Below are 14,426 nucleotides of genomic sequence, written 5' to 3' on the forward strand. Positions count from 1 at the left end.
GAATCACCTGTCCGAGAGAGTGTGCGAGCCGGTCAGGACGCGCCGAGCCGGCGGTCGATGAACGCGAACAGCTCGTCGTCGCTGGCTTCGTCGAGCGTTTCGGTGACCGGCGCGGACGCCCCGGTCACCTCGGCCCACTGGCCGGTGAGTGCCTTCAGCCGGGCCGCGACGCCGTCCCGCACGGCCAGTTCGGCGACCTCGTCCGGCAGCAGGGCGGCGAACGCCTGCTCCAGCCGGGCCAGTTCGTCGAGCAGCCGCGGGGTACGGGCCGGGGCGAGCGTGCTCAGCAGGTGGTCGGCGAGAGCACGCGGCGTCGGGTAGTCGAAGGTGAGCGTCGCCGGCAGGCTGAGCCCGGTGGCGGCGTTGAGGCCGTTGCGCAGTTCGACAGCCGCGAGCGAGGTGAACCCGAGGCCGGTGAACTCCAGGTCCGGGTCGACGGTGTGCGCTCCCCCGTCGCCGATCGTGGCGGCCACCTGGGTGAGGACCACGTTCAGCACCACCTCGCTCCGGGCGGCCGGGTCGGTCGAGGCGATCTGCTCGGCGAGCGTACGGTCGGGGCCGCGCCGGCTGCCGCGGCGCTTCGGTGCCTCCCGCAGCAGGCCGCGCAGCACCGCCGGCACACTGGCCGGGGTGGCCGTCGGGTCGAGCCGCAGCGGCACCAGGGCCGGCTCGGCGGCACCGAGGCTCAGGTCGAACGCGGTCAGGGCCTGGGCCTCGGTCATCGGCAGGACGCCGGTGCGGGCCATCCGGGCCAGGTCGGCCTCGGTGAGGGTGGCGGCCATGCCGGCGGCCCACGGCCCCCAGGCCAGGGAGGTGCCGGGCAGACCGGCCCTTCTGCGGTACGCGGCGAGCGCGTCGAGGAACGTGTTGGCGGCTGCGTAGTTGCCCTGCCCCGGTCCACCGACGACGCCGGCCGCCGAGGAGAACAGCACGAACGCGGTCAACTGCCGGTCCCGGGTCAGCTCGTGCAGGTGCCAGGCGGCCTCGGCCTTGGGGCGCAGGACGGTGGCGACGCGCTCCTCGGTCAGCGCGGTGACCACTCCGTCGTCGAGCATCCCGGCGAGGTGGACGACAGCGGTCAGGTTGGTGAGGCCGTCGAGCACCTCGGCCAGCGCGGTCCGGTCGGCGGCGTCGCAGGCCACCACTGTCGCGGTGGCTCCGGCGGCGGCGAGGTCACGGACGAGGGTGTCGGCACCCGGCGCGTCCGGGCCCTGTCGGCTGAGCAGCACCAGGTCGGTGACGCCGTGCCGGGTGACCAGGTGGCGGGCGACGACCCGGCCGAGTCCACCGAGGGCGCCGGTGACCAGCACGGTGCCGGTGCCGAGTCCGGTGGTCCCGTCGCTGCCCGCCGGGTACGGGGTGAGGACGGGGGTGAAGACGCCGTCCACACCGATGGCGAGTTGGGACTGCTCGGCTGTCGCGGCGGCACGGATCTCCGCCTCGGTGGTGCCGGGCTCGGCGTCGACGAGTGTGAACCGGCCGGGGTGCTCCGACTGGGCGGCACGGACGAGACCCCAGACGGCGGCTCCGGAGAGGTGGGTGATGTCGCCGTGGGTGGCTCCGGCGGTGACCACGGTGAGGCGGGTGTCGGTGGTGATCGCCGATTGGAGTGCGGTGAGCGTGCGGCCGGTCGCGGTGCGCGTGGCCGCCACGGGGTCGGTGCCGTCCGCTGGGATCCGCAGGATGACGGTCTCGGGGTCGCCGGTGGCGGGCAGGTCGATCGGCGTCCAGTCGAGGCGGTGCAGCACCGACGGCGGCGTGTACGCCCGCAGCCGCAGGGCGGCCACGGACACGACCGGGTCGCCGACGGCATCGGCCAGTGTGACCTGGACGGCATCGCCGACAGTGAGACGGACCTGGGCGGCGGTGACACCGGGCTGGTGGACGGTGACGCCGGACCACGCGAACGGCACCTTGGCTGCGCCGTCGCCGGCCTGGTCGTCGAGGCCGAGGGTGTGCAGGGCGGCGTCGAGCAGGGCCGGGTGGATGCCGTAGCCGCCGGTGCCCACCTCGTCGGGGAGCACGACGTCGGCGTGCAGGGTGCCGTCGGTGTCGCGCCAGGCGGTCCGGACGCCCTGGAACGCCGGCCCGTAGTCGAGGCCGCGCCGGAGCAGTTCGTCGTAGAGCCCGTCCACGTCCAGCGGTGCCGCGGCTGCCGAGCGGCCCACCGGGACGACCGGAGTCTCGTCGGGGGGTGCGAGGGTGCCGGTGGCGTGGGCGGTCCAGTTCGTACCGTCGGTGGTGGCGTGGATGGTGACCGGGCGGCGGCCTTCGTCGGTGGCCGGGCCGACCCGTACCTGGATCTGGGCACCTCCCTCGCCCAGGACGAGCGGGGCGGCGAGGACCAGGTCGTCGAGTCGGTCGCCGGCGCCGGCCGCGAGGGCGGCTTCCACCAGCGCGGTGCCGGGGACCAGGAGGGTGCCGTCGACCCGGTGGTCGGCCAGCCACGGCAGGGTCGCGACCGACCAGTGGCCGGTGAGGACACGTTCCCCGCTCGCCTCGGCGAGGGTGATCGCGGTGTCGAAGAGGGGGTGGCCGGTGCGGTCGCGGCGTGCGGCGGCAGGGCCTGCCGGCCAGTAGCGGCGGTGCTGGAAGGCGTAGGTGGGCAGGTCGATCAGACGTCCGCCGGTCAGGCACGGTGTCCAGTCCACCGCGACGCCACGCACGAAGACCTGCGCCAGGGCGGTCAGCAGCGTGGTCGGTTGGTCGCGGTCAGCGCGTTGCACGGGTACGAACACCGCATCCGTGACACAGTCCGCGCCCATCGCGGACAGCACCCCGTCCGGGCCGATCTCCACAAAGGTGCTGACGCCGAGGCTTTCCAGGGTGGTGATCCCGTCGGCGAAGCGCACCGCCTCGCGCACGTGCCGCACCCAGTAGCCGGCGTCCTGCGTCTCGGCGAGCTGCCCGGTCAGGTTCGACACGACAGGAATACGCGGCGACTCGTAGGTCAGGCTTTCCGCGATCGACGCGAACTCGGCCAGCATCGGCTCCATCAGCACCGAGTGGAACGCGTGACTCACCCGCAACCGCTTCGACTTCTCGAACTGCGACGCAACGGCCGTCACCTCGTCGGCCACACCGGACAGCACCACCGACCGGGGGCCGTTCACCGCCGCCACGGACACCCCGTCGGTGAGCAGGGGCAGCACCTCGGCCTCGGTGGCCCGCACCGCGACCATGACACCGCCAGCCGGGAGAGCCTGCATCAGCCGACCCCGGGCGGTGACCAACGTCGCCGCATCGGCCAGGGACAGCACCCCGGCGACGTGCGCGGCGGCGATCTCCCCAATGGAGTGCCCGACCAGGAAGTCCGGGGTCACCCCGAACGACTCGACCAGCCGGAACAACGCCACCTCGACCGCGAACAACGCCGCCTGCGTGTACACCGTCTGGTCCAGGTCGCCGCCCTCGGCGATCACCTCCCGGACCGGCCGGTCCAGGTGACGATCCAGCTCGGCGCAGACCGCGTCGAACGCCTCCGCGTACACCGGGAACGTCTCGGCCAGTTCCAGGCCCATGCCGGGCCGCTGCGAACCCTGACCGGAGAACACGAAGGCGAGCTTGCCGTCGGCCACGTCGCCGGCCACCAGACCGGCATCCGTCCGCCCCTCGGCGAGCGCTGCGAGGGCGTCCCGCCCGAACGCCACCGCCCGGTGCGGGAAGGCGCCGCGCGTGGTGAGGGTGTGCCCGATGTCGGCGGTGTCCAGCGCGGGGTGGGTCTCCAGGTGGGCCAGCAGCCGGGTCGCCTGGTCGCGGAGACCGTCAGTGGTGGTCGCGGTGAGCGGCCACGCCGCCGGGCCACTGCCCGGGTGTCGGGGTGCGGGAGCCGGTTCGGGGGCGGCTTCGAGGATGACGTGGGCGTTGGTGCCCGAGACACCGAACGAGGAGACGGCGGCGCGACGTGGGCGGCCCGGCACGGTCCACAGCCGTTCCTCGGTGAGCAGCGAGACCGCACCGGCCGACCAGTCGATGTGCGGGGACGGGTCGTCGGCGTGCAGGGTGCGTGGCAGGACGCCGTGCCGCATCGCCTCGATCATCTTGATGATGCCGGCGACACCGGCGGCGGCCTGGGTGTGGCCCATGTTCGACTTGATCGAGCCGAGCCAGAGCGGCTGGTCGTCGGGGCGGTCCTGACCGTAGGTGGCCAGCAGCGCCTGCGCCTCGATCGGGTCGCCGAGCACGGTGCCGGTGCCGTGCGCCTCGACGGTGTCGACGTCGGCGGTGCTCAGGCCGGCGCTGGCCAGCGCGGCACGGATGACCCGCTGTTGGGCGGGGCCGTTGGGGGCGGTCAGCCCGTTGGAGGCGCCGTCCTGGTTGACGGCGCTGCCCCGGATGACGGCGAGGATCGGGTGGCCGTTGCGGCGGGCGTCGGAGAGGCGTTCGACCACGAGCATGCCGACGCCCTCGGACCAGCCGGTGCCGTCCGCTCCCGCGCCGAAGGACTTGCACCGGCCGTCGGCGGAGAGGCCGCGCTGGCGGGAGAACTCGATGAAGGTGCCCGGCGTGGCCATCACTGTGACACCACCGGCGAGCGCCATCGTGCACTCGCCGTTGCGGATCGCCTGGATGGCCAGGTGGAGCGCCACCAGGGAGGACGAGCAGGCGGTGTCCACGGTGACCGCCGGGCCTTCCAGTCCGAAGGTGTACGCGACCCGGCCAGAGATGACGCTGCCCGCGTTGCCGATGCCGAGCAGGCCCTCGACCTCGTCGCCGTCGGGGTCCAGGCGGGACACGTAGTCGTGGTACATGACGCCCGCGAAAACGCCGGTGCGGCTGCCGCGTACGGTCGCCGGGTCGATGCCGGCCCGTTCGAAGGCCTCCCACGAGGTTTCCAGCAGCAGCCGCTGCTGGGGGTCCGTGGCGAGGGCCTCGCGCGGGCCGAGCCCGAAGAACGGGGCGTCGAAGTCGGCGGCGTCGGCGAGGAACCCGCCGGATCGGGTGTACGAGGTCCCGGGGTGATCCGGGTCGGCGTGGTAGAGGCGGTCCACGTCCCAGCCCCGGTCGGCGGGGAAGTCGCCGATCGCGTCGCTGCCGGTCTCGACGAGTCGCCACAGGTCCTCGGGTGAGCTGATCCCGCCGGGGTAGCGGCAGGCCATGCCGACGATGGCGATCGGCTCGTCGGCGTGGCCGGATGCGGTGACCTCCGGGCTGCCGGGCAGCTCGGCGCCGATCAGCGTCTCGTGCAGGTGGGCGGCGAGGGCGGCCGGGGTCGGGTGGTCGAAGACGAGGGTGGCCGGCAGCCGCAGGCCGGTCGCGGCGTTCAGGCCGTTGCGGAGTTCGACGGCGGCGAGCGAGTCGAACCCGGTCTCCTGGAACGCCTTGCCGGGGGGGACCGCCTGCCCAGAACCGTGGCCCAGCACGCTCGCGACGTGGGTGCGGACCAGGTCGAGGAGCGCTTCCCGTTGGTCGGCCGGGCGCAGGGCGGCGAGTCGCTGGACCAGGGAGGCATCGCCGGTGGCGGCCCGCGTGGCGCCCCGCCGCGTGGCCCGGATCAGGTTGCGCAGCAGCGGGTGGACGGTGGTCGGCGCGGCGCGCCCGGAGGTGAGCCGCAGTGGGACGACAGTGGTGTGCCGGCCGGCCGCGTCGAAGAGGCCGAGGCCGTCCTCGGGTGTGATCAGGGCGAGTCCGCCCCGGCTGAGCCGCTGGACCGCGTCCGGGTCCAGGTCGGCGGCCATCCCGGCGGCCCAGGGCCCCCAGGCGAGCGAGGACGCCGGGAGCCCGGCCCGGTTCCGCAGGTCGGCCAGGGCGTCGAGGAAGGCGTTCGCCGCCGCGTAGTTGGCCTGGCCGGGGCTGCCGAGCAGGCCGGCGGCCGAGGAGAACGTCACGAACGCGGTGAGCGGGTGCCCGGCGGTGAGTTCGTGCAGGTGCCAGGCGGCGTCGACCTTCGGTCGGAGTACCGCGGCGAGGCGTTCCGGGGTGAGCGCGGTGACCACACCGTCGTCGATCACCCCGGCGATGTGCAGGACTCCGGTCAGGCTGTCCGCGCCGTCGACGGCCCCGGCGAGCGCGTCGCGGTCGGCCAGGTCGCAGGCCAGGATCGTGCTGGTCGCACCGAGTTCGGCGAGTTCCGCCGTCAGGTCGGCGGCCTCCGGGGCGTCCGGGCCACGGCGGCTGAGCAGTAGCAGGTCGGTGACGCCGTACCGGGTGACCAGGTGCCGGGTGAGCAGCCGGCCGAGGGTGCCGAACGCGCCGGTGACCAGGACCGTTCCGGTGCCGAAGTCGTGACTGCCTGCGGGTTCGGTGACCCGGGCCAGGCGGGGTGCGCACAGGGCGCCGTCGCGGATGGCGATCTGCTCCTCGCCGGTGGCGAGGACAGCGCCCAGGTGGTCGTCGCCGTCGGTGTCGATGAGCAGGAACCGGCCGGGGTTCTCGGTCTGGGCGCTGCGGACCAGGCCCCAGACGGCTGCGGCGGCCAGATCGGTGACCGGGTCGCCGGGGCGGCTGGCGACCGCGCCGCTGGTGACGACCGCGAGTCGGACGTCCCGCTCGACGGCGTCGCGCAGCGCGGTCAGGACGGCGGTGGTGGTGGCATGGGTGGCGGTGATCGGGTCGTCGGTGGCGGTGTCGGGTACGCGCAGCACCTCGATCCCGGTGCGGTCGGAGGTGCCGGGTGCCTCGACCGGAATCCAGTCGAGGTGATGCAGGCCGTCGGTGCTGGCGGTGCGCTCGGCGTAGCGACGCAGCACCAGGGAGTCGGCGGTCAGCAGGGTCCGCCCGAGGGTGTCGGTGAGGTGGACGCTGACGGCGTCGGTGCCGGCGTCGGCCAGCCGCACCCGGGCGGTGACCGCGCCGGAGGCCCGCAGGGTGACGCCGGACCAGGCGAACGGCACCCGGGCCTGACCGTCGTCGTCGCCCAGGACGCCGAGACCGAGTGGGTGCAGGGCGGTGTCCAGCAACGCCGGGTGCACCCCGTACCGGCTGCCGTCCACGGTGGCGGGCAGGTCCACCTCGGCGTGGACGGCGCCGTCGGTGTCGAGCCAGGCCTGGCGCAGCCCCCGGAACGCGGGACCGTAGTCGAGACCCCGACGCCGCAGAGCGTCGTAGAGGCCGGTGGTGTCGATCGCCTCGGAGCCGGCGGGTGGCCAGGTGGTCGGCGTGGTGTCGTCGACGGTCCCGGCGGTGCTGAGGGTTCCGGTGGCGTGGGTGGTCCACCGGGTGCCGTCGGGGCTGGCGTGGACGGTGACGGCGCGGCGGCCGGAGCCGTCATCGACGCCGGTGCGGACCTGGACCTCGACCCGTTGCTCGCCGAGGACCAGCGGGGCGGCCAGGACGAGGTCGTCGACGCGGTCGCAGCCGACCTCCGCGCCGGCCGCGAGGGCGAGTTCGAGCAGTGCGGTGCCGGGGACGACGACGTCACCGGCGACCTGGTGGTCGGTGAGCCACGGCAGGGCGCTCCGCGACCAGCGGCCGGTGAAGATCCGTTCGTCGCTGTCGCCGGCGAGGGTGAGCATGCCGCCGAGCAGTGGGTGGTCGACGGCGTCGCCGTCGCCGGTCACCGTGGCGGCGGGCCAGTAGTGCTGGTGTTGGAAGGCGTAGGTGGGCAGGTCGATCAGACGTCCGCCGGTCAGGCACGGCGTCCAGTCCACCGCGACGCCACGCACGAAGACCTGCGCCAGGGCGGTCAGCAGGGTGGCAGGTTGGTCGCGGTCAGCGCGCTGCACGGGTACGAACACCGCGTCCGCCACACAGTCCGCACCCATCGCCGACAGGACCCCGTCCGGGCCGATCTCCACGAACGTGGCGACACCGAGGCTCTCCAGGGTGGTGATCCCGTCGGCGAACCGCACCGCCTCCCGGACGTGTCGCACCCAGTAGGCGGCGTCCTGCGCCTCGGCGACCTGCCCGGTCACGTTCGACACCACCGGGATACGCGGCGACTCGTAGGACAAACCCGCTGCCACCTGGGCGAACTCGGCCAACATCGGCTCCATCAACACCGAGTGGAACGCATGACTCACCCGCAACCGCTTCGACTTCTCGAAGTTCGCCGCGACCGCCGTGACCTCATCGGCCACACCGGACAGCACCACCGAACGCGGGCCGTTCACCGCCGCCACCGACACCCCGTCAGTCAACAGCGGCAACACCTCCGCCTCAGTCGCGCGAACCGCAACCATGACGCCCCCGGCGGGCAACACCTGCATGAGGCGGCCCCGCGCGGTGACCAGCGTCGCCGCGTCGGCCAACGAGAGCACCCCGGCGACATGCGCGGCGGCGATCTCACCGATCGAATGCCCCACCAGGTAGTCCGGGGTGACACCGAACGACTCGACCAGCCGGAACAGGGCCACCTCGACAGCGAACAACGCCGACTGCGTGTACACCGTCTGATCCAGGTCGCCGCCCTCGGCGATCACCTCCCGGACCGGCCGGTCCAGGTGACGATCCACCTCGGCGCAGACCGCGTCGAACGCCTCCGCGTACACCGGGAACGTCTCGGCCAGTTCCAGGCCCATGCCGGGCCGCTGCGAACCCTGACCGGAGAACACGAAGGCGAGCTTGCCGTCGACCACGTCGCCGGCCACCAGACCGGCATCCGTCCGCCCCTCGGCGAGCGCTTCGAGGGCGTCCCGCCCGAACACCACCGCCCGGTGTGGGTGGCGGCTGCGCCGGGTGAGTGAGTAGCCCAGGTCGACCGGGTCCGCGTCGAGGTACGGCAGCAGCCGCCCGGCCTGGGCACTCAGCGCGCCCGGCTCGGCGGCACCGAGCGTCCACGGCACCGGCGGCGTCGCCGGCACGAGCGTGGCCTGCGGCTCCGGCGTGACCTGCGGATCTGGGACGGCCTGCGGCTCCGGCGTCGGGGGTGCTTCCAGGATCGCGTGGGCGTTGGTGCCGCTGATGCCGAAGGAGGACACGGCGGCGCGGGCCGGCCGGTCCGCGTCGGGCCACGGCTGCGGCTCGGTGAGCAGGGACACCGCCCCGGAAGCCCAGTCGACGTGCGGGGTGGGTTCGTCCACGTGCAGCGTGCGGGGCAGCACCCGGTGCCGCATCGCCATGACCATCTTGATGATCCCGGCGACGCCCGCCGCCGCGACGGTGTGCCCGATGTTCGACTTGACCGAGCCGAGCCAGAGCGGCCGACCGGTCGGGCGGTCCTGGCCGTACGCGCTGAGCAGCGCCTGCGCCTCGATCGGGTCGCCGAGCCTGGTGCCGGTGCCGTGCGCCTCGACGGCGTCCACGTCGGTCGGGCTGAGGCCGGCGTCGGCCAGTGCCGCCCGGATGACCCGCTGCTGGGCGGGGCCGTTGGGGGCGGTCAGGCCGTTCGAGGCGCCGTCCTGGTTGACCGCGGTGCCCCGGACCACCGCGAGGACGCGGTGACCCTTGCGGACGGCGTCGGAGAGCCGTTCGACCAGCAGGATGCCCGCGCCCTCGGACCAGCCGGTGCCGTCCGCGCCGGCCGCGAACGACTTGCAGCGGCCGTCGGCGGCGAGGCCCCGCTGGCGGGAGAACTCGACGAACGCGTCCGGGCTGGCCATCACCGTGACGCCGCCGGCCAGGGCCAGGGAGCACTCGCCGGAGCGCAGGGAGCGGACGGCCAGGTGCAGCGCCACCAGCGACGACGAGCAGGCGGTGTCCACGGTGACGGCCGGGCCCTCCCAGCCGAGGGTGTACGCGATCCGCCCGGAGGTGACGCTTGCCGCCGTTCCGGTGAGCCGGTACCCCTCGACTCCGTCGGCGATCTGGTCACCGGTGCCGTAGCCGGAGAAGGACGCCCCGACGAAGACACCCGCGGGTTCGCCGCGCAGGCCGGCGGGGTCGATACCGGCCCGTTCGACCGCCTCCCACGCGGTCTCCATCAGCAGTCGCTGCTGCGGATCCATGGCCAGCGCCTCACGAGGTGAGATGCCGAAGAACGCCGCGTCGAAACCGGCCACGTCGGCGACGAACCCACCGGCCCGGGTGTAGGAGGCGCCGGGCTGGTCCGGGTCGGGGTCGTAGAGGGCGTCCAGGTCCCAGCCACGGTCGACGGGGAACCCGGCGATCGCGTCGGTGCCGGACTCGACGAGACGCCACAGGTCCTCGGGTGAGCCGACGTCGCCCGGGTAGCGGCAGGCCATCCCGATGATGGCGATCGGCTCGTCGGCGACACCGATGGCCGGCGCGACGGTGTGCGCGGTGCGATCCGCGCCGGACAGCAGGGTGTCCAGCTCGGCGGCGAGGACGGCGGCGTACGGGTAGTCGAAGGCGACAGTGGTGGGCAGGCGCAGGCCGGTCGCGGCGACGAGGCGGCTGCGCAGCTCCACGGCGGTCAGCGAGTCGAAGCCGAGTTCCCGGAACGGGCGGTCGGCCGGGACGGCGTCGGCGGACTCGTGGCCGAGGACCGCGGCGGCCTCGCCGCGTACCAGGTGCAGCAGGTGCGCACGGCGCTCCTCGACGCCGAGGCCGGCCAGGAGATCGCCGGCCGGTTCGGTGGACTGCTGCTCGTCCTCGGCGTCGGTGAGCAGCGGGGTGAGCAGGGGGCTGTCCCGTCGTACCGTGAAGGCGGGTCCGAAGCGTGACCAGTCCACGTCGGCGACCACCACCGTGGCGTCGCCGGCGGAGACGGCGTCGGCGAGCGCGGCGATGGCGCGGGTCGGGTTCATCGCGGTGATACCGCGCCGGGCGAGTTGGGCGGTGACGTCGGCGTCGGCCATGCCGCCGCCGGCCCACGGGCCCCAGGCGATCGCGGTGGCGGGCCGGCCCTGGGTGGCCCGGCGGGCGGCGAGGGCGTCGAGGTACGCGTTCGCGGCGGCGTATCCGCCCTGGTCCCCGCTGCCCCACACGCCGGCGATCGACGAGAAGAGCACGAAGGCGTCCAGCTCGTCGCCGAGGAGTTCGTCGAGGTGCCGGGCACCGAGCACCTTCGCGGCGCCGAGTTCGCCGATGTCGGTGGGGTCCAGGTCGGTGAGCGGGGTCAGGTGGGCCACACCGGCGGTGTGCACGACCGAGCGGACCGGGGTGCCGTCCGCGCGGAGTGTCGCGACGAGGGCGGCGAGCGCATCGCGGTCGGTGACGTCGCAGGCTGCGGCGGTGAGCTGGCAGCCGGTCCCGTCCAGTTCGGCGGTCAGGGCGGCCAGGCCGGGGGCGGTCGCGCCCCGGCGGCTGACCAGGACGACCCGGTCCGCGCCGGACTGCGCGGCCCAGCGGGCGACGTGGGCGCCGAGCGCCCCGGTGCCGCCGGTGACCAGGACGGTGCCGGTCGGTTGCCAGGGTTCGGTGGCGGTGGTGGGGGCGCGGTCGATGCGTCGGGCGTGCAGGCCGTCGGCGCGGACCGCGACCTGGTCCTCGCCGGTGCTGCCGGCCAGGACTGCGACGAGCTGGTCGGTGACGTCACCGGCCAGGTCGACGAGGCCACCCCAGGTGTCGGGGTGTTCGAGGGCGGCCACCCGGCCGAGGCCCCAGATCGCGGCCTGGGCGGGGTCGGGCGCGACGCCGTCGGTGCCCGTGGTGAAGGCCCCGGTGGTGACGGTCCAGATCGGCGCGGTGGTCCCGGCGGTGGTCGCCGCGTGGAGCAGGGCGAGCAGGTCGGTCGTGGCGTCGAGGTCGCCGGTGCGGGAGGGTACGTGGAGGATGCCGGCCAGCTCGTCGGTGAGGTGCGCGGCGGTGCCGATCTCCGCAGTGGCGCCGTGTCGGGTGAGCAGGTCGTGCAGCCGCTGCGCGGTCGGGTCCGCCGGGTCGGCGACGATGCGCCACGCCCCGGCGAGGGTGCCGGTGGGCGGGGTGTCGACGGGCTGCCAGCTCTCCTGATAACGCCACTCGTCAGGGGTGCTGCTCGCGGGTTTCGGCAGGTCCGGCCAGTAGTAGCGGCGTTGGAAGGCGTAGGTGGGCAGGTCGACCGTGCGGGCGCCCGGGTGGCACGGCGTCCAGTCCACCGCGACGCCACGCACGAAGACCTGCGCCAGGGCGGTCAGCAGGGTGGTCGGTTGGTCGCGGTCAGAGCGTTGCACGGGTACGAACACCGCATCCGTCACACAGTCCGCGCCCATCGCGGACAGCACCCCGTCCGGACCGATCTCCACGAACGTGCTGACACCCTGGCTTTCCAGGGTGGTGATCCCGTCGGCGAAGCGCACCGCCTCGCGGACGTGCCGCACCCAGTAGGCGGCGTCCTGCGTCTCGGCGATCTGCCCGGTCAGGTTGGACACGACGGGGATGCCTGGCGACTCGTAGGTCAGGCTTTCCGCGATCGACGCGAACTCGGCCAGCATCGGCTCCATCAGCACGGAGTGGAACGCGTGACTGACCCGCAGCCGCTTCGACTTGAACGTCGCCGCGACGGCCGTGACCTCGTCGGCCACACCGGACAGCACCACCGAACGCGGGCCGTTGACCGCCGCGATGCTCACGCCCTCGGTCAGCAGCGGCAGGACCTCCGCCTCGGTGGCCCGCACCGCCACCATCACCCCACCCGCCGGGAGCGCCTGCATCAGGCGACCCCGGGCGGTCACCAGCGTCGCCGCATCGGCCAGGGACAGCACACCGGCGACATGCGCGGCCGCGATCTCACCGATCGAATGCCCCACCAGGTAGTCCGGGGTGACCCCGAACGACTCGACCAGCCGGAACAGGGCCACCTCGACCGCGAACAACGCCGACTGCGTGTACACCGTCTGATCCAGGTCGCCGCCGTCCGCGATCACCTCCCGGACCGGCCGGTCCAGGTGACGATCCAGCTCGGCGCAGACCGCGTCGAACGCCTCCGCGTACACCGGGAACGTCTCGTAGAGGGCCAGCCCCATGCCGGGCCGCTGCGAACCCTGACCGGAGAACACGAACGCCAGCGGGCCGCGGCTGACGGCGTCCCGCACCACGCCGGCCGTGCTGCGCCCCTCGGCGAGCGCCGTCAGCGCGGTGAGCCGTTCCGCCGGGTCGGTGCTGGTGATCGCGGCGCGGTGTCGCAGCCCGGCGCGGGTGGTGGCCAGCGAGTGCGCCACGTCGGCGGGGTCGGCGTCGCGGTCGGTGAGGTGACGGGCGAGGCGGGCCGCCTGGGCGTGCAGGGCGGCGTCGTCGTGGCCGGAGAGCAGCAGCGGCGCCGGGATGGTGACCGGCTCGCGGGCCGGCTCCTCGTCGCCGGCCGGGGCCTGCTCGACGATGACGTGGGCGTTGGTGCCGGAGACGCCGAAGGCGGAGACACCGGCCCGGGCCGGGTGGTCTCCGGACGGCCAGGGGCGGGCCTCGGTGAGCAGCTCCACCGCCCCGGCCGACCAGTCGACGTGCGGGGTGGGCGCGTCGACGTGCAGGGTCCGCGGCAGGGTGCGGTACCGCATCGCCATGACCATCTTGATGATCCCGGCGACACCGGCGGCGGCCTGGGTGTGCCCGATGTTCGACTTGATCGAGCCGAGCCAGAGCGGGTCGCGCTCCCCTCGGTCGCGGCCGTAGGTGGCGAGCAGCGCCTGCGCCTCGATCGGGTCGCCGAGTACGGTGCCGGTGCCGTGCGCCTCGACCGCGTCCACGTCGGCGCCGGTGAGCCCGGCGTTGTCCAGGGCGGCCCGGATGACCCGCTGCTGGGACGGCCCGTTCGGGGCGGTGAGGCCGTTGGACGCGCCGTCCTGGTTGACCGCGGTGCCCCGGATGACGGCGAGCACCTGGTGGCCCAGCCGGCGGGCGTCGCTGAGACGTTCCACCAGCAGCAGCCCGACGCCCTCACCCCAACCGGTGCCGTCGGCGGCCGAGGCGAACGACTTGCAGCGGCCGTCCGCCGCGAGGCCGCCCTGTCGTTCGAACTCCTCGAACGCGCCGGTGGTGCACATGACTGTCGCGCCGCCGGCCAGCGCCATCGTGCACTCGCCCTGCCGCAACGACTGGACCGCCAGGTGCAGCGCGACCAGCGACGACGAGCAGGCGGTGTCGACGGTGATGGCCGGGCCTTCGAGACCGAAGAAGTACGACAGCCGACCGGAGACCACGGCTGCCGCGTTTCCGGTGAGCAGGTGACCCTCGTCGGCGATCGGCGTCCGCATCAGCACCGACGCGTAGTCCTGGGTGTTGGAGCCGACGAAGACGCCGACCTGGCGGCCACGCAGCGAGAGCGGGTCGACACCGCCGCGCTCCAGTGCCTCCCAGGCGGTCTCCATGAGGAGCCGCTGCTGCGGGTCCATGGCGACGGCCTCGCGCGGCGAGATGCCGAACAGCGCCGCGTCGAACTCACCTGCCGCGTCCAGGAACCCCGCCGGGCGGGCGTACGAGGCGGCCGGGTCCCAGCCGCGGTCGTCCGGGAAGCCCGACAGTGCGCCGGCACCGTCGGCGACGAGACGCCAGAGGGCCTCGGGCGAGTCGACACCGCCGGGATACCGGCAGGCCATACCGACGACCGCGATGGGTTCCCGCTGCGCCTCGGTGAGCCGGCGGTGCTGGTGGCGCAGACGCTCGTTCTCCTTCAGGGAGGAGCGCAGTGCCTCGACGAGCTTGTCGCTGGAGGTGGCCATCATGAGCTCCGCACG

The 14,426-nt window shown here is 74.0% G+C and carries 1 protein-coding gene; it reads right to left on the reverse strand.

What is annotated here, in order from left to right; translation table 11 throughout:
- Positions 1-32: 32 nt before the first annotated feature.
- Entirely contained in the window at positions 33-14,411 is a 14,379-nt protein-coding gene (locus tag ABGB10_RS09320; RefSeq protein WP_347660459.1) for a type I polyketide synthase, read from the reverse strand.
- Between the last annotated feature and the right edge of the window lie 15 nt (positions 14,412-14,426).

Source organism: Micromonospora sp. B9E7 (genome assembly GCF_039871815.1).
In the GTDB taxonomy this organism is placed as follows: Bacteria; Actinomycetota; Actinomycetes; order Mycobacteriales; family Micromonosporaceae; genus Micromonospora.

Coding starts and splice junctions, on each gene's coding strand:
- ABGB10_RS09320 (WP_347660459.1), bottom strand. CDS start 14,411: ATGGCCACCTCCAGCGACAAGCTCGTCGAGGCACTGCGCTCCTCCCTG.